Genomic DNA, 24,400 nt, shown 5'->3' with positions numbered 1-24,400 from the left:
CCCGCAACCTCGATCTGCGGCCGGTGCCGGCACTAGCGCTAAGAGCGATTCGTCTCAGCCCAATTTGCGAACGCCTGCATGAAATCCTGCAGGAATTTGCGGGTGCCGTCGTTGACGAGCTTGCCCTGTTCGTCGAACAGCTTGTCGGCATGTCCGAGATAAGCTTCGGGCTGCTGCATGGTCGGCACGTTCAGAAACACCAGTGACTGCCGCAGATGATGATTGGCTCCGAAGGCCCCGATCGCGCTGGGCGAGCAGCTTGCAATCGCAGCAGGCTTGCGGTCCCAGACGCTGCTTCCATACGGCCTGGAGCCGACATCCAGCGCGTTCTTGAGAGCTGGCGGCACCGAACGGTTATATTCGGGGGTAACGAACAGAACGGCATCGGCGGCCTTGATGCGCTGCCGGAACGCGGTCCATTGCGTCGGCGTGTCTGTGGTCTCGAGATCCTGATTGAAAAATGGCAATTGCCCGATCTCGACGGTTTCGAGCTTCATCGAGGACGGCGCCAGCGAGATCAGTGCATTCGCCAGCATCCCGTTAAGGGAAGCCTTCCGCAGGCTTCCAACCAGCACCCTCACATTCATCGCTCTATCCGTGGTCATGCAGTCGCTCGAGATTTGACGGTCTTCGTGAAATCAGGCTTGCGCTTTTCCAGGAACGCCGAGAGCGCCTCTTTGGCGTCGTCGGAGCGGACTTGCACGCTGAACTCTTCGTTCTCGGCCTTCATCGCCGCCTTGATCTGCTCGCGAAATGGCTGCTTCATGAGCCGCTTGCCAGCTTGCAGCGCGGCGGCCGGCTTGGCGGCCAGCTTCCGTGCCGTTTCAGTCGCCTTCACCAGGACGTCCTTGTCGGACACGACCTCGGTAACCATACCCAGTTCTGCGGCCCGCCTGGCATCAAACGGACCTCCCAACAAAATCAGCTCCGCGGCGCGGAGGTGACCGATCCGCGCCGGCACCGAGCAGCTCGATCCGAATTCCGGTACGACAGCAAGATTGATGAAGGGCATCTGGAATTTTGCGCTCTCGCCGGCGTAAATGAAGTCGCAGTGCGTCAGCATGGTGGTGCCACCGCCGATCGCCGCGCCCTGGACCGCTACGACGATCGGCTTGTCGAAGTTGACGAACGCGCCCATGAGGCCGGCTTGTGGCGATTCGCTTGGTCCCGGAGGATTCTTGAGAAAATCCTCGATATCGTTGCCCGCACAGAACGAATCTCCCGCACCATGCCAGAGCACGACACGCGTGTTCTCGTCCTTCGCCGCCTTGTCAAAGATGCCGGCGAGAGCCACGTACATGGCTGACGTCATCGCGTTTCGCTTGGTCGGGCGGTTGAACTGGATACGCAGGACGCTTCCCGCATGTTCGGTAACGATATCATCCATGGTCGAATTCCCGGTCGGTTTGATGAATTACGCGACAAGTCCAGGTTCAGGACGGCGCCCGCCACCCCGACAATGTCGTCACTTCCAGTTTGCGCATGATCTTTCGGAAACCCGCTACACACGGATCATGCGCTAGGCCGCATGTTCCTTTGGCTTTGGGATGGCACCGTTCGTACGCAAACCATCGATTTCGGCCGCGCTGAATCCGAGCTGCCGGAGCACCTCGTCGTTGTGTTCTCCAATCTTCGGGGCGCGCTTCGCCGGCACCTTGGCGACGCCATGCACCTGAAGCGGGCTGCTGATCGTGGACGTCAGCTTGCCGCCGGCACCATTGAGCGGAACGATGATGTCGTTGGCCTGGAGCTGGGGATCCTTGATCACTTCCTGCGGCCCACGCACGGCTCCGAACGTCACGTGGACGCCGTTGAAAACCTCGTACCAATGCGCCATCGGCTCGCCACAGAAGGTCTCGTCGAGGATCGCCGTGAGCGCCGGCATATTCGCCATCAGCTTTGCCGGATCGGAAAAGCGTGGATCGGTCAAAAGATCAGGACGACCGATGGCTTTTGCCACCGCTGCAACCTTGTCTGGAGTTATGATCAGGACGAACCAGGTATCATCCTTGGCGCGGTAGACGTTCATGGCCGCGTTGGCAGGGTGCATACGGTCGTGCAGCCCGAAGAACTTTGCATCGCAAAGCGCCGCCTGGATCGAGACGCTGGCGGACCACACGCCTTCGGCGAGAAGCGAGGTCGTGACATGCGCTCCTTCACCGGTGCGCTCGCGCCGATAGAGAGCGGTGACGATCGCCGAATAAAGCCCAACCGCCGTGGCGTTATCCCCGCTCCCGGCCACCGGCCAGGTTGGCGGTGCGCCGGCATCGCGCGTCAACGACAGCAGGCCGCTGCGCGCCCAATATGACGTGATATCGAAACCCGGCAGATCCGCATCGGGTCCCTTGTCGCCAAAGCCGGTGATATCGGCATAGATCAACCGCGGGTTCCACGGCAGCACATCCTCGTAAAGGAGCTTCAGCCGCGCACGCGCCGGATGCGGCGTATTGACGATGAGGACGTCGGCCCATTTGACCAGCTTTTCGAGAACCGCATGGGCACTTGGCGATTTCAGATCGAGCGCGATGCCCCGCTTGTTGCGATTGGCGAGGTGCCAGGGATAGGGATCCTCTGCGACCGGCTGCGGCGGCATGTTGTGCGCGTGCCGCCAAAGCTCGCCGCTCGGCGGCTCGACCTTGATGACGTCGGCCCCGAAATCCGACAGGATTACCGCGGCGCTGGGGCCGGCGATGAAGCTCGCCAGATCCACCACTTTCAGTCCGGAGAAAATATTGTCACTTGCCATGAGCTGTCCTTTCCAGATCGCCGTATCCGGGCTGTTTCACCGACCGCGGAACTTCGGTGCACGCTTCTCGAGAAAGGCAGAGGTGCCTTCCTTCTTGTCTTCCGTTGCCGCGCAGATCCCGAAATAGGACGCTTCGAGCGCAAACCCCTCGGCCTGGCTGGTGTCCATCCCCTTATTGGCCGCTTCCAGTGAGAACTTCACGGCGATCGGCGCATTGGCCATGATCTGCTTCAGGATCGCCTCGGCGCGATCGATCAAGCCTGCCGCAGCAACGACTTCGTTGACGAGGCCAATGCGATAGGCCTCCTGCGCGGAAATCGTTTCGCCGGTCAGGATCAGCTGCAACGCACGGCCCTTGCCCACCAGGCGCGGCAAACGCTGGGTTCCGCCACCGCCGGGCAGCAGGCCGAGCTTGACCTCGGGTTGCCCGAATTTAGCATGCTCAACCGCGATCCTGATCGTGCACGCCATTGCCGTCTCGCAGCCGCCGCCGAGCGCAAACCCATTGATAGCCGCGATCACCGGCTTGCCGAGATTCTCGATGAGGTCCAGCACCCCCTGCCCGAACCGGCTCGACTCCTCCGCGTCATAGGCGTCGACATTCGCAAGTTCAGAGATGTCGGCGCCGGCGATGAAGGCCTTGTCGCCCGCGCCGGTCAGGATCACACCGTGCACGGACGCATCGGCCCTTGCATCCTCGAATGCGGTCCGCAAATCGGTCCAGGTCGGCGTATTGAGCGCGTTGAGTACCTTGGGCCGGTTGACCGTCACATAGGCGATCGAACCGTTTTTCTCGTACAGGACATTCGCAAGCGCCAATGCCGCCCTGGGCAAGGAGCTCGGCACTGTTGCAGGCGAAGGGGTGAGCGGCGCGGCTTGCGAAACCATAATCATATCTCCTGGACTGAGAGGGCGGGCGGCGCCGGAGCACCGGCGCCGCTGGGATGTCAGATGAAGGCGCCGTGACCGGTGATGGCCTTGCCGACAATCAGATTCTGCATCTGATAGGTGCCTTCGTAGGAGTACAGCGCCTCGGCATCGGCGAAGAAGCGCGCGACGTTGTAGTCGGCGACGATGCCGTTGCCGCCCAGGACCTCGCGGCCCCATGAGACGGTCTCGCGCGACTTCGCCGTGCAGAACGCCTTCGCCAGCGCCGCATGATGGTCGCCGAGCTTGCCTTCGTCATCGAGCGTCGCCAGCCGGAGCATCAGGCACTGGCACGCAGTCAGATTGGCGAGCATCTTGGCGAGCAGATCCTGGATCATCTGGAACGAAGCGATCGGCTTGCCGAATTGCAGTCGCTCCTGGGCGTATTTGACGGTTGCTTCGAACGCGCCCATCTGGATGCCGGTCGAGGCCCAACCCACCATGTATCGCGTCATCCGCAGCACGCGCGCGGTATCGCGGAACGAGTTGCCGCCCTGCAGGCGATTTTCCTCCGGCACCCGTACATCCTTCAGCGTGATCTGGCCGTTCTGGACCACCTTGAGCGCAATCTTGTGCTCGATCTTCTCGACGCTGAAACCGGGTGTCGACTTGTTCTCGACAATAAATCCCTTCACCTGATTATCGCCGAGATCACGCGCCCAGATGATGGAGACGTCGCACCATGGCGCGTTACCGATCCACCGCTTCTGGCCATTGAGAATCCAGGTATCACCTTCGCGCTTGGCCGTCGTGGTCAGGCCGCCGCTGGTTCCCGAGCCGACCAGCGGCTCGGTGAGGCCGAAGCAGCCGATCTTTTCCATACGCGCCATCGCCGGCAGCCATTTCTGTTTCTGCTCCTCCGATCCATCGAGATAGATCGATCCCATGGCCAGACCGCTGTGGACGCCGAAGAACGTGCAGAACGATGCGTCGGTGCGCGCCAGCTCCATCGCGACGAAGCCGAACAGTTTTTGGCTGCCGCCCGCGCAGCCATAGCCCTCAAAGCCGAGCCCGCCGATGCCGAGCTCCTTGAACGATGGCAGCAAGTCGAACGGAAACGCATCGTCGGACCAGTACTTGTTGATGACCGGCTGGACCTTGGTCTCCATGTAGGTCCGCACCTTTTTTACGATCGCTTTCTCCTCGGGGGTGAGCAGGTCGACCAACTGATAGAAGTCGCCGTTGGGTGCGGGCGCCGGTTTCGGTGCGGCGCTCTTGCTGGCTGCGGTTGCGGTGGGCATGTGAAACTCCTTTGGCTGCGGCTTCAACGCCGGGAAAATTGCAGGACGTGTCGGATGTGTGATCGGTGGCGCCTGGCCTCAGGCGACCGACTTCGTCGATTTCGCCTGGCTCGACCTGGCAACCTTGTTGCGCAGCTCGATCAGGCCGAGCAGGACTTCGTCGCGCTCCGCCTCCAGTTCCGCGATGCTGCGCGATCCGGCCTCGGCATGGACGCTGTCGATGAGCTTCTTTTGCACTTCCGGCGTCAGCACCGGTGAGCCGAGGGTCTTCCACCAGGCCGTCATCGGGCCGGTGAACTGCTGGAAGAAGTGCTCGATGCCGCCCGGACCGCCGCCGAGGTGGTTAAGCATCAAGCCGCCCATCACGCCCCAGCGCAGGCCCGGCCCCCAGGAAAGGGCCGTATCGACATCGGCGGCGCTCACCACGCCCTCGGCGACAAGGTAATAAATTTCGCGACTGAGGGCCGCCTGTAGCCGGTTGGCGACATGCCCCGGCATTTCCTTGTTGACGCGCACCGTCCGTTGCCCGATCGAGGTGTAAAATTCGTCCGCGCGCTGGATTGTCGCTTCCGAGGTCTTGGCCCCACCGACAATCTCGACCAGCGGGATCAAGTGGGGCGGATTGAACGGATGACCAATGACGCAGCGCTCGGGATGGGACGCGGCGCCCTTCTGGATTTCGCTCATGGTGAGCCCCGACGAACTCGACGCGATGATCACGTCGGGCGGCAGCAGCTCGTCGAGTTGCCCATAGAGCTTCTGCTTGAAATCGATCCGCTCGGGCCCGTTCTCCTGGACGAGGTCGACGCCGGCGAGCGCCTTCGCGAGGTCGGGCGTGAACGACAGGTTCGAATGCGACGCCCCGGGCGAGAGGCCCAATCGCTTGAGCGCAGGCCAGGCCGTCTCGACGAACTTCCTCAGCGCGGCTTCGGCGTTCGGCGCGGGGTCCGTCGCGACCACCTGCAATCCCTTGGCGAGAAACAGCGAACTCCAGCTTGCGCCGATCACGCCGGTGCCGATGATGGCGATGCGGCGAATGGGCTTGGTATCGGTCATGTCATTTCTCCGATGCGATTGTCAGATTTCGGCGTAGGCGATGCCGGTGAGATTGCCCTGGGCGAAGAGGAAATTACGTTCCCCGGATCCATCGAGCCGCGCGAAATACACCGAGCCGGCGAAATCGGTCACGAACATGCGATCGTTTGGAACGTCGAGCGCGATGCCGATCCCCTCCATGAGATGGGTCACCACGATCTCCGGCTCGGCGGGCTTGTTGTCGATCGAGGCCCGGTTCACCGTGTTGCCGCGCGGCGGGTCGCCGCGGTCGGTCCAGTAGAGAATGCGATTCTTGAGGTCGAGCTCGAGATCGATCGGCTCCGGCAGGCCGTCGTAGAGGATCTCGATGTCGGACCTGGTCGCCGCGGTCTGGCCGGCGGGAATTTCGACATTGGCACGGAACAGGCGACCGAGCCCGGCATTGTCAGGGCCTTTTTGCGTCCAGTAGATATGTTCGAATTTCGGGTCGATCGTCAGCCCGACGCACCACCGCGTCTGATCCCGGCTATTGGCCTCGCCGCGGCCGGCTTCGATCAGCGTCTCCAGCTGCGAGCCGTCGAGATTGCAGCGCATGACGCGCATGCCCTCGCGGTCGCACCAATAGAGCTTGCCGGCCTTCTTATCGAGAATGATCTGCTTCGGGGTGTGGGTTTTTCCCTGTGGGACGATCATCTTGCGGTTCTTGCCGTCGATATCGGCGCGCTCGATGGTCCCGTCATCCAGACTTGGGATGCCCATGTTGGTCCAGTAGATATGACCCGCTTCTGCATCCACGACGATGCCGTCGGGCAAATGGCAACCCGACACGATGGTCTTGCGGTCGGAACCGTCGGTGTTCATGGAGTGAATGTGGCCGGCGTTCAGCTCAAGGACGAAGAGACGAGGAGCGACAGCGGTTCGACTGTTCTTCTTGACGGCTTCAGACATGTGACACCCGTACGGCGGTCTGACGCGAAATTGGTCAGCGCTTGACCGGGACAGTGCCGCGAATACTCGCCGCGATATTGAATGAGACGATCATAGCTGGAATGGTTGTGCTGCTTCTTTGCTGTCGCACTGCGCTGCTCGCCTCTGCTGCGCACTTGCGCATATCATGCGCGAAAGATATTTTGGCTGTGGACTAAGACTGAGCCGCACGAACATGCAAATCAGAGCGCGTCCGAACAAGCGACGAAATGCACGCGCTGGCTAAGTCGCGGCGCCGCCAGATCAGACACGGTGCATGGAAGTCCGGCGAGGCCTGACGACCAAGACGGTCATGAACCAAGTGGAGACAGGCATGGACACGTCGACCTCTGGCGAGGACGTTCAAATTACGCCCGACGCGCCGCATGACGGACAGGACAAAAGCACCCGCGCGGCGACGCGCGTCCCCTCCATTATCGTCGGTACCGTTGCAGCTGTTGTCGTGGCGTTATCCGTCTTCTACCTGTTGCGGCCGGTACCGCTGCTGGTACAGGGTGAGGCCGATGCAACGCGGCTCGACATAGCCGCGCGCGTCGACGGACGGGTCAAGGAAATCCCCGTCAACCGCGGCCAGAACGTTGCCGCGGGGGCGGTGCTCGTACGGATCGATAATCCCGAAACGCTGGCCAAATACGAGCAAGTGAAGGCGGCGATGGCTGTGGCCGAGGCCCAGCTCGCCAACGTGCTGGTCGGAACGCGGGCGGAAGTCCTCGCCGCGCGGAAGGCGGAGCTGGAGCGCGCACAGGCAGCGCTGATGCTGGCGCAGAAAACCTTTGATCGTACTCATACATTGACTGAGCAAGGCAACGCACCGCAAGCCCGTCTCGATCAAGTGACCGATGCGCTGCATGAAAGCGAACGCGCGGTCGACCAGGCAAAATCGGCCTACGACCAGGCCGTCAACGGCTACACAAAAGAAGAGCGGACGATTGCCAGGACCAACGTCGAAAAAGCCAATGCGGATATCCAGAGCGTTCAATCGATCATCGATCAACTCCAAGTCTATGCTCCCATAGCCTCACAGGTCTATCAGCGCAACGTCGAGCCGGGCGAATATGTATCGCCGGGCGTACCGCTCGTGACCTTGATCGATCTGGCCGACGTCTGGATTCATTTCGATCTTCGCGAGGATCTCGTCAAGGGATTGAAGGTCGGCGATCGATTCGACGTCCATATTCCGGCTCTCGCCGACCGCCGCGTCACGGTCGAGGTCAAGCTTGTTGCAACCAAGGGCGAATATGCGAGCTGGCGGGCTACGCGCGCCACCGGCGATTTCGATTTGCGGACGTTTTCGATCCGCGCCTACCCGGTCCAGCCGGTGCCGGAGCTGCGACCGGGAATGAGCGCGTACCTTGACTGGCGGTCTCGTCAATGAGGCCGGTGTCAAAACCCGGATTTTGGCGGGTCGCCCAACGCGAATGCCGATGGCTGTTTCATGACCGCGTGGCGCTGCTCTTGATCTTCGGCGTGCCGCTGTTTGCGTTCGTGGTTCTCACGACCGTCTTCAGCCATCCGGTCATACGGGGGCTCGGCGTGACGGTCGTCGACGAGGACAAGTCTGACGCTTCGCGTGCCCTGGTGGAGTACGTCGCCGCCTCACCGAGCCTGAAGATCGTCGACCGCTCCGGTACGCTGTCGACGGCCGTGCAGGACATACGGTCGGGCAAGGCGATCTCGGCAATCCATATCCCGCCGGATTTCGAGCGCGACTTGAAGGCCGAACGCCGCCCGCAGGTCGTCGGGTTCTATAATCAGCAATTCCTGACGGCGGCCGGCATTGCGTCCTCGGGCCTGAGCGATTCGCTTTCCGCTGCGGCGGCCGTGGCCGCACCCGCCACACGCGCCGCGCCTGCGCCGGCGTCCTTGGGAACGCTGAAGGCAGAGACCATCGCTCTCGTCAACCCGCAAAAGAACTATGCGCAGTTCCTGCTACGGGCACTGCTGCCGACGATCATCCATGTGGTGATCACCCTTGCCGCCGGTTATTCTGTCGGCTCCGAATTCCGCCGCCGCGATGCGCGGGCCTGGCTCGAAAGCGCCGGTGGCGATCCGATTGTCGCGTTGGCCGGCAAGCTCGCGCCGCTGTTCTGCATCTTCCTCCTGATCATGCTGGTGGAGCCGCTGTTCCTGGAGGGCGTGCTGCAAATCCCCTTTAGGGGAGACCTGCTGTTGATGATCGCCGCCGGATCGCTCCTGATCATTGCCTATTTGGCGGTGGGCGCCTTGCTGCAACTCCTGGCCGGCGATTTGGCGACGGGGCTCGGACTTGCGGGCCTATTTGCCTCTCCGGCATTCGGCTACGCCGGCGTCGGCTTTCCGACCATCGGCATGAACACCTTTGCGCAAGTCTGGAGCACGATCCTGCCGCTGCGCTGGTACATGTCCGTCTTGCTGGGACAAGCCGCGCGCGGATTGCCGGTCTCGGAATCCGCCGTTCCCTTCGCAGCGCTCGCCGGCCTGGCACTGCTCTTTGCCGGCCTTGCCTTGCTGCGCATGGCGAGCCTCCAGCGCAAGGGGTGGTTTGAGGCGGCGCGAACTGCGGAGCAACCCGAGATCAACCCCACATCGCGGGGCATCGGTGGCGCTTTCACGGCGGAGTGGCGACGCGTGCTCGGAACCCGGAGCGCCTTCAGCGTGCTGTTCCTGGCTCCCCTGGTTTACGGTATCTATTATCCGCAACCCTATCTCAACCAGATCCTGCGCAAGCTTCCTATCGCGGTTGTCGACAATGATCTCAGCGATCTCAGCCGCCGGATCGTCGAGACGCTGGATGCGAGTGGCGCATTGAGCGTTGCGGTTCGCGCCCGCACACTTGCCGAAGCGCACGCCGCCATCGATCGTGGCAAGGCTTTTGCCGCTGTCGAAATCCCGCCAGGCACCGAACGCGACGTGCTCAAGGGCGTCACCGCTCACATCCCCGTCTACGCGGATGCCACCTACCTTTTCATATTCAGGTCGAGCGCAAGCGGAGTCGCTACGGCGGTGGGAGCATTGACGTCCGAGCTCGTTTCGCGGGGCGCGCGCTCGGACGGCAGCCTCGTCAAGGCAAAATTGGCGAGCCAGAGCCCGGCCGACGTTCTGCTGCAACCGATCTTCAACCCGGTGGGCGGCTATGCGAGCTACGTCGTTCCGGCGGCATTTGTGCTGATCCTGCAGCAAACACTCCTGATCGGGGCGGCGATGCTGACCGGCGGCGCGCTGGCAGGCGCCGGCGGAGCGTTTGCCGGCGTGCTCGGCCGCGGCGTCGCCCATCTGACCATCTACCTTCCAGCACTCGCGCTTTATCTCATCGTGCTGCCCCGGATCTACGGCTTTTCGACGCTCGGGCAGCTTCCACAAATCTTCGCACTCGCGACCGTCTTCTTGCTGGCGACGAGTTTTATGGGACAAGCCATCGGGGCTTGGTTCACGCGGCCCGAAAACGCGACGCTGCTCCTGCTTGCCACCAGCCTGCCCCAGTTCTTTACCGCCGGCTTCGCATGGCCGCGCGAGGCGATCCCCGACGCGGCCCTTGCGTTGGGCCGGATGTTCCCCGCCGATTCCGCGATTGACGGCCTTGTGCGCGTCAACCAGCTCGGTGCCAGCCTCCTGGAGGTCGGGCATGACTGGCTCTGGCTGTGGTGTCTGGCGCTGGGCTATTTCGCGCTCGCAGTGATCTCTGCACTTGCTGTCAAGAGAGGAACGCAACATGCGCAAAGCTAGCCGCGCCGCCATCGTTGCGATCGCGCTCGTGCTCGTCGCGGGCGTTCTGATTTACCACGAGCGTCGTTCCGGATCGGCGGCCACCATCGTTGGCGTCGTGCGGGCGACCGAAGTCAGGGTGGAGCCGGAGGTGAACGGCCAACTCATGTCGATTGCCGTCGGAAAAGGCGCGCTCGTCCACGCGGGCGATATCCTGGCGCGGCTCTCCGCGATCGAGTTGACGGCACAGGCAGATCAGGCGCGCGCCGCCCTCGCCTCGGCAACCGCGAACCGCAACAACGTCTATGCCGGCGTCCGTCGCGAACAGGTCGATTCTCTGAAAGCTGCAATCGCCAAGGCGAGCGCCCGGCTTGACTACGTCCAGGCCCAGCTCACACGGACCAGCACACTGGCACGTCAGAGCTTCGAGTCCCAACAGTCGCTTGACCAGGCCGAGAACGACGCTGCCAGCGCACGTGCCGACGTCGCGGAGGCCCAGGCGAATTACGACGCGGCAGTGGCAGGCCCGACCCGGGAAGAGCGCGCGGTCGCCGACGCGCAGGTGCAGGCCTCGGCCGCCGCGGTCACTGTGCTCGAGCGCCGTCTTGACAAGATGGTCTTGCGGGCCCCGGCCGACGGTGTCGTCACCGTGATCGCCGCAGAGGTCGGCGAGAATGTTCGCGCCGGCCAACCGATCCTGATGGTCGAGGCGGCGGGCAGGCAATGGCTCTCGTTCAATGTGCGCGAAGATCATCTCAGCCGTCTCTCGCTGGGAGAGACGGCGAACGTGATGCGTCACGGTGCCGCCGGCGCGATCAAAGCCGCCATCACCGAACTGCGGCCGCTCGGAACGTTCGCCACCTGGCAAGCTGAGCGGGTAATTGGCGATCATGACCGCAACACGCTGCGCTTGCGCCTCGATCCGGAGGGAGAGCCGGGAAGCCTTGAGCCGGGCATGACTGTTTGGATCGAGAACTAGAGAGAACGCGAGCGCTGAAGAATCGCTTCGGCGGCAGCTCCCAATTATTCCAAATCAAACATTCCGAGAACTGAGCCCTCGCACGATCATGCGCGGAAGCCGCGCACCTTGCGCGGCTATGTCCGCACATCGGATGCAGCCTTTACGCCAGCCATTGAAAGGATAGGCAGGAGCGGCCGGCAGACATCATCGAGCAACGGCCTTCGATCTTCATGATCTATGCCAATGCAATCCTGTCCGCAGAGGCAGCGGTAAACTGCCGGAAAAAACCAAAAAGCCTGCGCGCTGGGAAGCCGCGGACAACCGCCACGGCGAACGCTATTCATAGCCGGAGCGGCTGATCAGAGGTGGCAATGCGAACAGGCCGAAGGCGATCATTCCCAACGCTACGGCGATGAAATTCCATGCGACGTCGGCCTTCAACCAGACCACCACCAGACCTCCGAGCACCGCGATCGCTGCCCTGAACAGAGCGGCGAAGACCGAGGCTTCCATTCGTCTGGTCGCCTGTCCGACGCAGTAAAGCGCATAGCCGATCCCGAAGAATCCAAAGAACGGTCCAACGCGGTGCAGATATTCGGCGCCGACTTGCAGCACGGACGGATCCTGGCTGAATATCCCGATCCATGCTTGCGGAAAGGCGGCAGCGGTCAGTCCGATCAATTCGGTCATAGCGCCGGCCATCAGCACACCGATCCAGGACGCTCTAACGGCGCGTTCTGTCTGACCGGCGCCGAGGTTCGCGCTTATCACGATTCCGACCGGACCGCCGATGCCGTAGGCCAGCGGCACGAGGAGAAACTCAAGCCGGGAGGCTGCACCATAGCCAGCCAAGGCTTCCACGCCGCCCAGCGCCACATAGGCCGTCACGATCGCGAGCGTCAGATTGGTGGTGGCCGAAACGACGGCCGACATTCCTCCGACACGGAGAACGGCGAGCGCCTGCACCAACGAAAGCCTTGGCAGACCAAATGACGGCTTGAGGACGCCAAACCGGCCCCACAGATAGGCTGCGTAGGCCAGCGTTCCCAACCCGTAATACACGAGCATCGCGACGGCGCCGCCCGAAGGGCCGAGACCTTCAAAGCCAAGGGCGCCAAAGATGAGTACCGGCGAAAGCGGGACCAGGATCAAGGCGCCGCCACAAACCACGATCACCGGAACCTGCAGATTGCCGGTGCCCCGAACCACCGCCATCAGCAGGTTGAACAACCAGATCAGCACAGCGCCCGCAAAAATCGTGAATGAGTAGGAAACGGCGATCTCCAGTGCATTTCCGGAGATGCCCATATGACTGTAAAGCGTGGGACCGAGCGCAGCCATGAGGGCTGTGGTCGCAAGACCTAGCGGAATGCCGAGCAACACAGCGTACCACGCGTATTCGCTTGCCTCGCCGGTCCGTCCGGTCCCAAGGGCGCGTGCGACGGTCGTGACGATGCCGCCGCCGAGCGCGCCCTGCGCGACGGCAACGACCAGCGAGACCAGCGGAAAGACCGGCGCGACGCCGGCCAGCGCATCGACGCCCGCGCGGGATACGAAATAGACCTCAAGCAATCCGATCAGGATCTGGACGATCATCACGGTGGCGTTGGGTATGGCAAGACGCAGGATGGTGGGCGCGATCGGCCTTGTCAGCAGCATGTGGGTGCGGGCGTCGACTTCTGTGGGGCGGGCGCGGGCTTTGCTGCATGCTTTAGGCAGCGAAGGCTTGCGCGCGTGAGGTGACAATACGCAGGAGGCTTGCATGATCGGTGCTCCATCTCGGAGCCTATTCACTTACTCCCGGCAACGCGGAGCATCGAACGATAAGATTTGACAGGGGTTGTTAGCGCTCCTTACAATCGAGCCATGGCACCCCTGCCCCCACTGGAGACCTTGCGGGTATTCGAGGTGGCCTGCCGCCACGGCAGCTACTCCGAGGCGGCGCGTGAATTGCACGTGACGCACAGCGCCGTCAGCCAGCGCATCAGGCAGCTGGAGGAACAGCTTGGCCTCACGCTGTTCGAGCGGCAGGGCAACCGGATGGTGCCGACTGCAAGCGGCGTCAGGCTGCAGGCAGGTGTCAAAAGCGCGTTTTCGGAAATGAATGCGGCACTATCAGGCATTCAGACGCGCCGGAAGAATGCCGAAATCACCGTCAGCCTGCTGCCGGTCATGGCGGCGCGCTGGCTGGTGCCGCGGCTGTCCCGATTCACGGCCCGATTTCCGCACATCAACCTGCACATCAAGACCGGACAGGCGCTGGCCAATTTCAAATCTGATGGCGTCGACATTGCGATACGGTTCGGGACGGGCGACTGGAAAGGGCTGCGGGCCATCAAGCTTCTCGATGAAGAGTTTTTTCCGGTATGCAGCCCCAGCCTCAACGGCGGCCGCCTGCCAAAGGATCCCGCCGCGATGCTGGCACAGCCGCTGCTGATCGACCGCAACCTGTCGTGGCACGCCTGGTTCAAGTCTGTCGGCGTCAAGCTCGATCGCGATATCGCAGGCACCTCTTTTACCGATACCAACGCGCTGATGGAGGCAGCCGTCATGGGACAGGGAATTGCGCTCGGGCGCCTGTCGGTCGCACAATCGGACATTCTGGCGGGAAAGCTGGTTCGCCTGTCCGAACACAGCTTGCGCGTCGCTTACTGCCACTATGCGGTTTACCCGATCGCTTCGGAGTCCAACCCGGCCCTGGTGGCTTTCCGGGACTGGCTGGTTGAGGAGGTCCGTCGTACCTAGGACGGCGTCCCAGCAAGTTGGCCTACTCTGGAAAGCAGCAACTTCAGGATCGGCGACTTGTTCGCCTTATGGTAGGCGAGCATCAGGTCGAGCGTGGGCACTTCTCCCTGCACCGGACGAGTAGTTATCGATTCCGGCAGATAACGCTTCGTGTAAGCCGGCAACATCATGACCGCGCGCGTCGATGTGATCATCGATATTGCATGAACGACATTGTGCACTTCGTGTTCCGGCTTGAGATCGATACCGGCCCGGTTGAAATACTCCAGAACGACACGGCGCACCGCCGGGGCGGACTTTGACGGAAGACAGAAGTTTTCGTTCGCGATCTCTTGCGGCGCGATGGCCGCTTGCGAAGCCAGCCGGTGGTCGCTCGGAAAAACAAAAACCAGCGGATCCGTGCGAACGCGCCTGTAGCTCAAATCTCCCATCTGCTCTTCCGGCCGGATGAAGGCCGCATCAAGCTTGCGCCTCATCAAGGCTTTGGCGAGCACCGGAGAATAGTCACTCGACAGGCGGATTTCGATGCCGGGAAACTCGTCGCGAAGGACGCGGTCTACCTCGGGCAACAAGCCGATTTCGGCGCCCGACATGAAGCCAAGCGCGAATGTCGGCCTCGCCGGCTGGGCTGCGCGCAGCGCTGCTTCCTTGGCGGCTTCTGCCTGAACCAGCGCCATTCGAGCATGGTCGAGAAAGGCCTTTCCGGCCGCCGTCAGCTCAACGCCGTGAGCGCTGCGGTGGATCAGCTGAACGCCGACCTCCTGTTCGAGATCCCGGATTTGCCGGCTGAGTGACGGCTGGGACGTGTGGAGCTTTTGCTCGGCGGCAACGGTCAGACTGCCGGCATCGGCGACAGCGATGAAGTAGCGGAGATGCCGGAGCTCCATTCCAATCTCCCATGTCTCGTAGGCATGGGGCCAGCTTACAAAGTCTTTTCCAGGCCTGCCAGCGGTGTTTAAAGCATTGCCAGCGGGCTCTGCCTGGCAGGCAGGACGCAATTTGCGGCTCGGTCCGCCCGGCTCGTTACCCGTTGACCCCTACTGGAGCGTGCGTATGCGTATAGGCACCAAAGCGTCTCTGTTGTTCCTCCTGGTGATGACCGGAATCGACGTGGCCGCGGCGCAGTCCCCCAGCAATCAACCGAAGGCAGGCGCCATGGAAACAGACGTCACGAAAATCAAGCAGGCGATGCTCGGCAACTGGGAGAGCATTGCCCCGGAGGTTCGGCCGAGCGCAGCCAAGAACGCGGACGGCTCGCTCAAGCCGTTCTACCTCAAGCGCACTTTCAAATACCTGCCGTCCGACCGGTTCGAGCTCGAGATCATCAACTCGGCCGATCCATATGGCGCCGTGCCACTCGCGCGCATCAAGATCGGCGGACACATGCTGTGGCAGGGCTCGCATCCGATCGCTCCCGGCGCCCAGAAAGTCGATTTCGTCGCCGATGAGAGCTACGAGGTCACTCCCCTCGCCCAAGGGTTTGCCGAGGTGCTCAACAAGGTTGCAACGACCGGGTACGCGCCATGGGCCGTCAACGCATCCCAGAGCATCTTCGGCAAGAGCTTCGTTCCCTTTGGTCTGAAGGAAGGGACGAACTTCATGGAATACGACCTGGTCTATCTCAGGGGGGATTTGCTGTTCTGGGGCGCTCGCAATATCGACGGCCGCGGCTTTGATACCGAACAGAACCGCCCCACCAACCTGCAGATCCCGCTGATCCGAAAGTAACCGTGGGCTTGCGATCCCTTGAGGGGTTCTCTCATGGCTGGTTCGACCCAGGTCCCTTCACAGCTCGGCAGAGCGGCCGTAGTCACGGGTGCCACGGGCGGTCTCGGCTACGAGGCAGCCTTGGCTCTGGCCAAAGCCGGTGCAGAAGTCATCCTCACCGGGCGCGATGACCAGAAGGGCCGATCGGCTGTCGAGAAGATCGGCCACGAGGTGACCAGGTCCAACGTAAGCTACGAGCAACTCGATCTGGCGAGCCTCGCATCGGTCGCCGACTTCGCGCAGCGGATGCATGCCCGGCAGTCGGTTGATCTGCTGATCAACAATGCGGGAGTGATGGCGCTGCCCCGCCGCCAAACCACGGCGGATGGCTTCGAGATGCAGTTTGGCACAAACTATCTCGGCCACTTCGCGCTGACGGCGCGGCTGTTGCCGCTGTTGCGCAGGGCCAGCGGGCCAAGGGTCGTCAGCGTCAGCAGCTTGGCGCACCGCACCGGATTCATCGATTTCAATGACCTTCAGGGCGCGAGGGTGTACTCGCCCTGGAAGGCATATGGGCAATCGAAGCTCGCGTGCTTGATGTTCGCGCTTGAACTGCAACGGCGGAGCGACGCGGCCGGCTGGAACCTGATCAGCAATGCGGCCCATCCAGGATTTGCCCGAACCAACCTGTTCACGAGCGGTCCGGGCGGTCTCCTTTCCATGGCGACCGATTTCGCGGCTCCCTTCTTCGGTCATTCGGCGGCCGATGGCGCCCGACCGATCCTGTTCGCGGCAACCAGCCCGGAGGCTAGGCCGGGCGGCTACTACGGACCCGGAGGCATTGCCGAGCTGCGAGGCGCACCGGCCCGCGCGCTGATCATGCCACAGGCGCGAGACGAGGCGGCGGCTGCCCGGCTTTGGAAGGTCTCCGAGCAACTGACGGGCACCTCGTTCGAATAGCGGCAAACCAATGCAACTGGCAAAGAACATCATCGACGTTGGACTTTCGACGAACAATCCTGTCTTGACCAACGCAGAGGGCAAATGAGCATGCACGAAACCGCCCCCTCCCAATTCGTCCAGGTAGGAGACGCAGAAGTCGCTTACCGCCGCTTTGGAAGGCGCGGCGCACCTCCGCTCCTCCTCCTCAATTACTTCGCTGCGAACATGGACGATTGGGACCCGAAGATCACCAATGGCTTCGCGGCGGTGCGCGACGTCATCATCCTTGACTATCCCGGTATCGGGCTCTCGAGCGGTACTACGCCCTCCACAGTCGCAGCGATGACGCGGGACTTTGCCTGCTTCTACCGCGCGCTTGACCTGACCGGCTTCGATATCATTGGATTTTCCCTCGGCGGCATGATCGCGCAGCAGCTTGCCTTTGAATTCCCGGACATGGTGCGGCGGATCATTCTGCTCGGCACGGGCCCGCGCGGCGGCGAAGGCATGACCTTCACCGAGCTCTCGGTCGACGAACTCGACGATCCCGAAAGTCTGGTGATGCTTGCGTTCTTCACCCCAAGCGAGGCCAGCAAGGCGGCGGGACGCGCCTATCTCGAGCGACTGAAGCTCCGCGCGGCCGATCGCGACGAGCGGGTGACGAGGCACGCGGCGATCGCCCAGCTGGAAGCCATCCGCGAGTGGGGCGCAATTCCTTCGGAGAACCGCTTTGCCGTGCTGGGCAACATTCGCCAGCCAACGCTGATCGTCCATGGCAACAAGGATGTCGTAGTGATGCCGATCAACGCCTTTCTGCTCGCCGAGCACCTGCCCAATGCTCAACTGATCATGTACCCGGACGCCAGTCACGGCGCGCAGTCGCAACACGCAGAGATCTTTCTCGAGCACGCGCGGCTTTTCCTGAGCAACTGAACCAACCGCTGCTGCCTAATGAGGAGAATTGCCATGACCGCCCCAACCAGATCGGGTAACGGAGACCACAACGTCCAGATCGTCCTCAACGCGTTCGATACGCTCTTCAACAAACGCGACTACGCTGCCGCCGAGCGCTACTGGTCGCCGCATTATATCCAGCACAGCGCGCACATTCCGCCCGGTCGTGAGGGGCTGTTCGGCATGATCAAGATCATGCCCGAGACGCTGCGCTACCAGAACCACCTTGCGGCAGCTACCGGCGACTTTGTCATTCTGCATGGCCGGTTCAGCGGTTTCGGTCCGGTGGCATGGGTCGTCGCCGACATCGTGCGCATGGATGACGGCGTGCTCGCCGAGCACTGGGACGTCATCCAGGACGAGGCCACGCGCGAGCAGTCGCGTAGCGGTCTACCGATGTTCGGCGACAAGTTCCCGGCGTGAGGACGCGAGTTCGATGCTTCCGGCACTCGCTTGTTGGCTTAACGAATTTTCGATATTGCCGTCGTGATGGCCGCAGCCAGTTCGCGCGGAGCCTCCAACGGGGACAAATGGCCCACTCCGGGAAGCACGACGAATTCTGTTCCGCTGATACGGCTGCCCAACTCTCGGCTGAGGAGTGGCTCGGTCTCGACCTTGTCGGCATCCCCGACGATGACGGTGGTAGGGACATTGATGTTCCCGACGATCTCGGTGATGTCCAGCGTCATGCCGGCTTCCGTCCATGCGACCTTGGCCGCTGGGGCCCCGCCCAGCGTATCGTCGATCACCTGCTGCCGGAGCGTTGGAGAAAGCTGCCTTGACGTCAGGATCGAGAGAGCGAACTCGACACCGGCGGGGGTCTGATAGCTTTCGAGTATGGCGTCGCGCTGCTCCTTCGGTGCGGCCATCGGCGTGGGAGGAGCAGGCGCAATCAGCACGAGCCCGTTCAGCCCCTGCGGTCTGCGGGCTCCCAATATCTGGGCGATCTTTCCACCCATCGACTGTCCAACCAAAATGTATTGCGACAGCCCCAGCGAGGCGATGATCGCGGCGACGTCATCGGCTTGGGTGTGCAGATCGTAGCCATCCGCCGTCTTGTCCGACCCGCCCCAGCCGCGGAAATCGGGCGCAATGCAACGGTGGTATCCCGCCAGTTCCCGGATGACGAGGTCCCACGTCCGTCCGGTGCCGCCCCAGTAGTGGAGAAAAACCAGCGCAGGCTGTTTGTCTCCGACATCGCGGACCTGGAAATTCAATCCCTGGACACGCACCATCTTTGTATTGTTTGGCATGACTGCTCTTGTTTTCGAGTTGAGCCTCGCCGACGCTGTATTGCTATCCAGCGGCGGAGTCGCCTAAACCGTCAGGACGAAGCCGGTCGAGCCATCCTGGCATTACCGAGCAGCACGGCTTCAAGGTCTTGCGCATCACCGCTGACATTGACCTGCTCGAAGTAATCGTACCAACCCGACGCGGCGACCTGCCGCTCAAATTCGCGCTGAAATTCGACGTTCGGCACACGATAGACGCAAAAGAAATCGTACGGCGCACGACGATCGGTCTCGGGAGAGTTCATGCCATAGGCAACGACGTCGACACCCGCGGATTTCAGACCTTTGACCGCTTCGACTATCTTCATCGCAAAATCGGTTCTCTCGCTTTCCGGGCATGTGGCCCAGGCGGGGCGGTAGTTATAGAGCTCGATAAAGATCTGTTGCATGATGCGACCTTGTTGGATGCTAAACGAGAAGATTCTTCGCTCCCGCGAACCGATGCTACTCCGATGGCAAGCGGAGCGTTCGCGTCAGGACTGGCGATGCATCACCCGCATCGTCAGCAAGAGCGGCGGGTCCTTACAGCTTTCCCATAGCTGCGCGGCGGGCGCTCACACCCTCCAGCTCCTGAACCGGCATTATCTGCTTCACTATTTCCGTCGTCTTGGCCAACGTTGCGGGGTCGGCCAGCTCAGGTCGACCGGTTCCGAAGGGAGGCTGTGGCGCGTACTCAAAGGCCAGCTCCGCCACGCGGCCGACGGGCTCTCCCGCGAGTTGGCCGACCATGGCAAGACCGAAATCGATTCCCGCGGTCATGCCTCCGCCAGTCGCGCGGTTCCGGTCGATCACGTACCTGGCGTCGGTCGGAATGGCGCCGAACAAACTGAGATGCTCCCGCGTGTACCAATAGGAGGCCGCCTTGTATCCCTTTAGCAGCCCCGCTGCGCCCAATAGCAGAGAACCGTTGCACACGCTGGTGATCCACTTGGCGCGGGTGCCGACATCGGCGATGAAGTCGATGGTCCGATCGTCCTGCAATTGCTTGAACAGATGGATGCTATTGCCAGGAACAAACAGGATGTCTGGATCCTTCCAACAACTTTGGAAATCTTCTGTCGCCTGAACGCTGACACCGGCGTCGGAATCAACGACTCCCCTGCTCTGCCACACAATCTGCGAGGAGAATCCTGGAAGCATCATGAACGCCTGCATCGGGCCGGCCAGGTCGATGAATGTGAAGCCAGGAAAAGCAAACGCCAGCACCTTCATAGCTACCTCGTTCGCCTGAATTTTGTGAATTCGCGTTGAAACTCGCCACAAATTATCCGAAAATGCCCATGGCAGAAATGACATATAAGCGGCGAAATCTGCCATTCGGTATGACACACGGGCTCTGACCTAATTTTCCGGTGCCAGCGAAAGGTAACGAAGTTCATGTCCTCGGATGTTCGCCGACGTGTTCGCATCGTGGTGTTCCCGGGCTTCGAATTGCTCGATCTGAGCGGCCCTCTATGCGCCTTCAATCTGGCGTCAGAGGCACATCAGGCTTCTTATCTGGTCGATGTGATCTCCGCTCATGGCGGCACAGTCGCGAGCGACTGGGGTGTGCCCATCCACACTTCCAGGGCTTCGCGGGGCAAGCCCGTTGATACCCTCTTGGTCGTGGGAGGGCCCCCCGACAGCACCGTCGACGGTGATGCCGACACCGTCGCTCTGATCAGGAAGTTGGCCCGGCGGGCAAGGCGCGTGGCGAGCGTGTGCACAGGAGCCTTCCTGCTGGCCACCGCCGGTCTGCTCGACGGGCGATCGGCGACGACCCATTGGAGATACGCTCCCTTGTTTCAACAGCGTTTTCCGCGAGTGCGCGTCGATGCAGACAAGATATTCGTGAGGGATGGCAACGTCTGGACATCGGCAGGGATCACGTCAGGCATCGATTTGACGCTCGCGTTGATCGAGGACGATTTCGGGATCGAAGTATCGAAGGCCGTCGCGAGGGACATGGTGGTCTACCATCGCCGGTCGGGCGGACAATCGCAGTTCTCGACCTTGCTGGAACTCGAGCCTTCGTCCGACCGTGTCAGGGATGCGTTGAACTTTGCGCGAGAGCACCTGCACGAACCGCTTCCCGTCGAGCGCATGGCCGCGGCCGCCCGGATCAGCGCACGGCAATTTGCCCGTCTTTTTCTGAAGGAGACCGGGGATACGCCAGCCCGCGTCGTCGAACGGCTGCGCACGGAGGCAGCGCTTCCGCGCATTCAGGAGGGAACGGAGCCGATCGACATCGTTGCCCGCAAGGTCGGCTTCGGGGACAAGGACCGCATGCGGCGCGCCTTTTTACGGATATATGGCCAACCGCCTCGCGCGCTAAGGCGAGCGACGGTCGCTTCGAAGTCGCAAGGCGGCGTCAGTCGTGCCAGAAAAAGCCCGCTGCCCGAAGGCAGCGGGTCATCCGGGCTTCTCAGCGCGAGACGTAGCCCGCCGCGAGTGGTTTGAAGCGGTAGATCAGATACGGCGTCTTGTTCTCGGCCTTGCCGCCATGGAACATAGCCGCTGCGGAGATTTGCGAGGCGGACACATACATATATCCGTCGGGAGAAGCCGTGATGCCATCAGGCCAAACCATCTCCGGATCGCTCAAGTAAGTGCGGTATTTGCGATCGGCGCCGACGACGCCAATGGATTTGGTCTCGACCGCGGTCAGATACAGGTTGCCGGCATAGTCGATCGAGAGTCCTCCATTGTTGGGCTTGTCCGAATATCGCTCAACCTTGGCGCTCAGTTCCGTCGGGGTGAGCTTCTCGTCATTCAGATCAGCAACGCGGACGCGATAGAGCGAACGGCCGCTAAGCGGTGCGAAGTAGACCCATTCGGATCTGACGTCCATGGTGATGCCGTCGCAGCCGACCTTGATGATCGTTGGCTTGCCATCCTTCCCGGAAACCGTGAGATCGTTGCCATCCACCGTGATCGGGACGTTTTCCGGAACGGTCGACTTATCTCCGTCAAGAACACGCCGGGTGCGTCCCGTATCCATGTCGATGATGATGATCGCGGCATGGGAGCCATCGCCACCCGGGCCGATGTCCTCGTCGGCGATATAGAACTTCCGGTTTTTCTGGTCGATGACGATATCCTGCGGCTGCGATCCACCTCGCGTGATCGGTTCGGGCATGTAGTAGATGCGCTCGAGCTTGTCGGTGTGCGTATTCCATCCGACCAGCTTGGGTGTGACCTTGGTGCGGAATCCCATGTCGATGATCCAGACGATGCCATTTTCGTCCGATCGAAGGCCGAGGACATTGTCGAGGTAGTGATCGGTCCCTTTCCGCGGCGTGTTCCAATCGGCATTCGGAAATGGCTGGAACGTCGTTGATGACGTGAGTTTTGCCACCCGGACGTCGGGATTGAAGAACGGGTGGTGGCTGAAGATGATCTGGTTGTCCGGCGTGATCGCAATGTTGCCGACCGACTGCGGCAAGCGGGCGACAATCTCGGCCCGGAGCGGCCCCTCCTGCGCAAACGCGACCGACACCAACATTCCCGCGGCCATTGCGGCAATTGGTAGAATTTTCCTTTTCACGTGGTCTCCTCCATGTGTTCTTGCATCCATCCTTCAAGTCGTCCCGATCTGCGTCGGCAGCGACCGAGGAATTTCCAGCCGGACCAGCTGTCACCGGGTGCAGCAACTTTTGCGAGGTTCGGCTTTGCAGGAGCAACGTTGCGCGCTAACTTCGGCGCTGACAATTACGCACAGAAATGTCCGGTAATATCAGGGAGTGAACCATGAAGAGGCTTGATACAAAGAGTTATGATTGCGCGGCTGGCTGTCCCGTCGAAGCGACGCTCGATTTGATCGACGGCAAGTGGAAAGCCGTGATCCTCTATCATCTCCTCGGAGATACCATCCGCTTCAATGAGCTCGGGCGACGGCTATCGCGGATTACGCAGCGCATGCTGACGCGTCAGCTTCGCGAGCTTGACTGCGGTCGCGATTGTGCTTCTGACGATGACTGGCGCACGGGCACAGGACATAAAGATCGGCTTTGTGACCACGTTTAGCGGTCCCCAGGCGGTTGTCGGCAACGACATGCGCGACGCCTTCGAACTCGCGCTCGACCACATGGGCCGCAAGATGGGTGGCAGGAACGTCCGCGTGATTTACGAAGACGATGCGCTAAAGGCCGACCAGGGAAAGCAGAAGACCGACAAGCTCGTTCAGTCTGACGGCGTCAACTTCCTGGCGGGCTATATGATGTCACACGTTTTGCTGGCATCGCTGAAGTCGGCCGTGGACTCGCAGACGATCCTTGTCAGCGCCAACGCCGGCCCTTCGCAGATCGCGGGCGAGCTCTGTTCCCCCTGGTTCTTCTCCACCTCCTGGCAGGGCGATCAAGTCCCGCAAGCAATCGGCGATTATATCAACCAAAGGAATGTGAAGTCGGTGTTCTTGATCGCGCCGAATTACGCCGCTGGCAAGGATGTGATCGCCGGATTGAAAGCGAACTACAAAGGCACAGTCGTCGGCGAAGAATATACCCGATGGCCGGACCAACTCGACTTCTCCGCCGAGCTGACCAAGGCTCGCGCTGCCAAGCCGGACGCGATCTTCGCCTTCTATCCTGGCGCCGCAGGGGTCCAGTTCATGACGCAATATTCGATGTCCGGGCTAAAGGGTCAAATTCCACTCTACACGGCCTTCATCGTGGATGCGCTGTCGCTGCCGTTGCTGAAAGACCTCGCGGTCGGCGTACCCGGTGCGCAGCACTGGGTCAGCGATCTGCCGAACGAGGCGAACAAGAAATTCGTCGAAGGCTTCAAGACCAGGTACGGCCGCCCCCCTCATTCTACGCGGCACAGGCCTATGACGCCGCCAACCTGATCGCGAGCGCGGTCGCCGCGGTCAACGGCGACGTAAGCAAGAAAGAGGAAATGCGCGCGGAGATGAAGCGGGCCAACTACGCTTCGGTCGGTGGGCCCTACAAATACGGCAACAACCATTTCCCAATCCAGAATTTCTATCTACAGGAAGCGGTCAAAACTGCCGATGGCAGTTACGCCCTCACGACCATCGCGACCGTGTTCAGAGAGCATCAGGACCGGTATCACGACCGCTGCCCGATGAAATGAATGAACCAAGAACCCACAGGGGTTAGAGGTCATCGAGGCTTGGCTTGTTGCCAGCTTATGCCCCCGGTTTCGCACCAGAAACCACTCGATCGAAACACGACGAACCGCG

The 24,400-nt window shown here is 61.6% G+C and carries 22 protein-coding genes and 2 pseudogenes; 11 read left to right on the top strand and 13 right to left on the bottom strand.

Annotated elements, in window-relative coordinates:
* Positions 1 to 38 precede the first annotated feature (38 nt).
* The 7 genes from V1283_RS00795 to V1283_RS00765 all read right to left on the bottom strand — a co-directional run bounded on the left by V1283_RS00795 (position 39) and on the right by V1283_RS00765 (position 6,897).
* Complete coding sequence (locus V1283_RS00795) at positions 39 to 605, bottom strand: NADPH-dependent FMN reductase (RefSeq protein WP_334384556.1); 567 nt, start codon at positions 603 to 605, stop codon at positions 39 to 41.
* Positions 602 to 1,387, bottom strand: a complete 786-nt coding sequence (locus V1283_RS00790; RefSeq protein WP_334384555.1) for an enoyl-CoA hydratase — start codon at positions 1,385 to 1,387, stop codon at positions 602 to 604. Before V1283_RS00790 ends, V1283_RS00795 begins: the two co-directional genes overlap by 4 nt.
* A gap of 132 nt (positions 1,388 to 1,519) precedes the next feature.
* Positions 1,520 to 2,746 (bottom strand): CaiB/BaiF CoA transferase family protein, encoded by a 1,227-nt coding sequence (locus tag V1283_RS00785; protein WP_334384554.1) that lies wholly within the window; start codon positions 2,744 to 2,746, stop codon positions 1,520 to 1,522.
* A gap of 36 nt (positions 2,747 to 2,782) precedes the next feature.
* On the bottom strand, positions 2,783 to 3,634 hold the full coding sequence (locus V1283_RS00780) for an enoyl-CoA hydratase-related protein (protein ID WP_334384553.1): 852 nt from the start codon (positions 3,632 to 3,634) through the stop codon (positions 2,783 to 2,785).
* Between the two features lie 59 nt (positions 3,635 to 3,693).
* Entirely contained in the window at positions 3,694 to 4,914 is a 1,221-nt protein-coding gene (locus V1283_RS00775; RefSeq protein WP_334384552.1) for an acyl-CoA dehydrogenase family protein, read from the bottom strand.
* 78 nt (positions 4,915 to 4,992) lie between these two features.
* Positions 4,993 to 5,970, bottom strand: coding sequence for a 3-hydroxyacyl-CoA dehydrogenase NAD-binding domain-containing protein (locus V1283_RS00770; RefSeq protein ID WP_334384551.1), 978 nt, complete (start codon positions 5,968 to 5,970; stop codon positions 4,993 to 4,995).
* A 21-nt stretch (positions 5,971 to 5,991) separates the two neighbouring features.
* The gene (locus V1283_RS00765; protein WP_334384550.1) at positions 5,992 to 6,897 is read right to left on the bottom strand and encodes a 3-hydroxyacyl-CoA dehydrogenase; all 906 of its coding nucleotides are present in this window, start codon (positions 6,895 to 6,897) and stop codon (positions 5,992 to 5,994) included.
* Between the two features lie 352 nt (positions 6,898 to 7,249).
* Here V1283_RS00765 and V1283_RS00760 point away from each other — a divergent pair, with 352 nt between their 5' ends.
* From V1283_RS00760 to V1283_RS00750, 3 genes are read left to right on the top strand one after another with little or no spacing between them, the layout of a single operon-like run.
* Positions 7,250 to 8,311, top strand: coding sequence for an HlyD family secretion protein (locus V1283_RS00760; protein WP_334384549.1), 1,062 nt, complete (start codon positions 7,250 to 7,252; stop codon positions 8,309 to 8,311).
* Positions 8,308 to 10,638 (top strand): ABC transporter permease, encoded by a 2,331-nt coding sequence (locus V1283_RS00755; RefSeq protein WP_334384548.1) that lies wholly within the window; start codon positions 8,308 to 8,310, stop codon positions 10,636 to 10,638. Before V1283_RS00760 ends, V1283_RS00755 begins: the two co-directional genes overlap by 4 nt.
* A 28-nt stretch (positions 10,639 to 10,666) precedes the next feature.
* Entirely contained in the window at positions 10,667 to 11,596 is a 930-nt protein-coding gene (locus tag V1283_RS00750) for an HlyD family secretion protein (RefSeq protein ID WP_334384547.1), read from the top strand.
* A gap of 318 nt (positions 11,597 to 11,914) precedes the next feature.
* Here the strand turns inward: V1283_RS00750 and V1283_RS00745 are convergent, their stop codons facing one another.
* Positions 11,915 to 13,342 (bottom strand): MATE family efflux transporter, encoded by a 1,428-nt coding sequence (locus V1283_RS00745; RefSeq protein ID WP_334384546.1) that lies wholly within the window; start codon positions 13,340 to 13,342, stop codon positions 11,915 to 11,917.
* A 102-nt stretch (positions 13,343 to 13,444) separates the two neighbouring features.
* On the opposite strand from V1283_RS00745, the gene gcvA reads away from it, so the two are divergent.
* On the top strand, positions 13,445 to 14,323 hold the full coding sequence (gene gcvA / locus V1283_RS00740; protein ID WP_334384545.1) for a transcriptional regulator GcvA: 879 nt from the start codon (positions 13,445 to 13,447) through the stop codon (positions 14,321 to 14,323).
* Here gcvA and V1283_RS00735 read toward each other — a convergent pair.
* Positions 14,320 to 15,210, bottom strand: coding sequence for a LysR family transcriptional regulator (locus tag V1283_RS00735; protein WP_334384544.1), 891 nt, complete (start codon positions 15,208 to 15,210; stop codon positions 14,320 to 14,322). The genes gcvA and V1283_RS00735 overlap by 4 nt on opposite strands.
* 166 nt (positions 15,211 to 15,376) lie before the next feature.
* On the opposite strand from V1283_RS00735, the gene V1283_RS00730 reads away from it, so the two are divergent.
* The 4 genes from V1283_RS00730 (at position 15,377) to V1283_RS00715 (ending at position 18,349) form a co-directional block, all read left to right on the top strand.
* Positions 15,377 to 16,051 carry a hypothetical protein gene (locus V1283_RS00730; RefSeq protein ID WP_334384543.1) on the top strand — a complete coding sequence of 225 codons (675 nt, stop codon included), beginning with the start codon at positions 15,377 to 15,379 and terminating at the stop codon, positions 16,049 to 16,051.
* 33 nt (positions 16,052 to 16,084) lie between these two features.
* Positions 16,085 to 16,990: an SDR family oxidoreductase gene (locus V1283_RS00725; RefSeq protein ID WP_334384542.1), complete on the top strand. Its 906-nt coding sequence runs from the start codon at positions 16,085 to 16,087 to the stop codon at positions 16,988 to 16,990.
* An 84-nt stretch (positions 16,991 to 17,074) separates the two neighbouring features.
* Positions 17,075 to 17,905: an alpha/beta fold hydrolase gene (locus V1283_RS00720; RefSeq protein WP_334384541.1), complete on the top strand. Its 831-nt coding sequence runs from the start codon at positions 17,075 to 17,077 to the stop codon at positions 17,903 to 17,905.
* A 33-nt stretch (positions 17,906 to 17,938) separates the two neighbouring features.
* Positions 17,939 to 18,349 carry a nuclear transport factor 2 family protein gene (locus V1283_RS00715; protein WP_334384540.1) on the top strand — a complete coding sequence of 137 codons (411 nt, stop codon included), beginning with the start codon at positions 17,939 to 17,941 and terminating at the stop codon, positions 18,347 to 18,349.
* 38 nt (positions 18,350 to 18,387) lie between these two features.
* Here the strand turns inward: V1283_RS00715 and V1283_RS00710 are convergent, their stop codons facing one another.
* From V1283_RS00710 to V1283_RS00700, 3 genes are all read right to left on the bottom strand, one after another.
* A complete protein-coding gene (locus tag V1283_RS00710; RefSeq protein WP_334384539.1) occupies positions 18,388 to 19,179 on the bottom strand; it encodes an alpha/beta fold hydrolase in 792 nt (263 codons plus the stop codon).
* A 71-nt stretch (positions 19,180 to 19,250) separates the two neighbouring features.
* Positions 19,251 to 19,607: a DUF6616 family protein gene (locus tag V1283_RS00705; protein WP_334384538.1), complete on the bottom strand. Its 357-nt coding sequence runs from the start codon at positions 19,605 to 19,607 to the stop codon at positions 19,251 to 19,253.
* A gap of 133 nt (positions 19,608 to 19,740) precedes the next feature.
* Positions 19,741 to 20,430 carry a DJ-1/PfpI family protein gene (locus V1283_RS00700; RefSeq protein ID WP_334384537.1) on the bottom strand — a complete coding sequence of 230 codons (690 nt, stop codon included), beginning with the start codon at positions 20,428 to 20,430 and terminating at the stop codon, positions 19,741 to 19,743.
* Positions 20,431 to 20,595: 165 nt separating this feature from the next.
* Between V1283_RS00700 and V1283_RS00695 the strand changes: the two genes are divergently transcribed.
* Positions 20,596 to 21,657: a GlxA family transcriptional regulator gene (locus V1283_RS00695; protein WP_334384536.1), complete on the top strand. Its 1,062-nt coding sequence runs from the start codon at positions 20,596 to 20,598 to the stop codon at positions 21,655 to 21,657.
* Here V1283_RS00695 and V1283_RS00690 read toward each other — a convergent pair.
* The gene (locus V1283_RS00690; RefSeq protein WP_334384535.1) at positions 21,623 to 22,744 is read right to left on the bottom strand and encodes an L-dopachrome tautomerase-related protein; all 1,122 of its coding nucleotides are present in this window, start codon (positions 22,742 to 22,744) and stop codon (positions 21,623 to 21,625) included. The two genes, V1283_RS00695 and V1283_RS00690, sit on opposite strands and share 35 nt — an antisense overlap.
* A gap of 203 nt (positions 22,745 to 22,947) precedes the next feature.
* Between V1283_RS00690 and V1283_RS00685 the strand changes: the two are divergent.
* Together V1283_RS00685 and V1283_RS00680 are read left to right on the top strand one after the other, a co-directional pair.
* Positions 22,948 to 23,145, top strand: a pseudogene (locus V1283_RS00685) (winged helix-turn-helix transcriptional regulator); the annotation flags it as partial.
* A 25-nt stretch (positions 23,146 to 23,170) separates the two neighbouring features.
* A pseudogene (locus V1283_RS00680) lies at positions 23,171 to 24,291 on the top strand (ABC transporter substrate-binding protein).
* The last annotated feature ends 109 nt before the right edge of the window (positions 24,292 to 24,400 follow it).

The organism is Bradyrhizobium sp. AZCC 2262 (assembly GCF_036924535.1).
Lineage (GTDB): Bacteria > Pseudomonadota > Alphaproteobacteria > Rhizobiales > Xanthobacteraceae > Bradyrhizobium.
The sequence above is the reverse complement of the archived record's forward strand: the minus strand, read 5'-3'. Positions and strand labels throughout refer to the sequence as shown.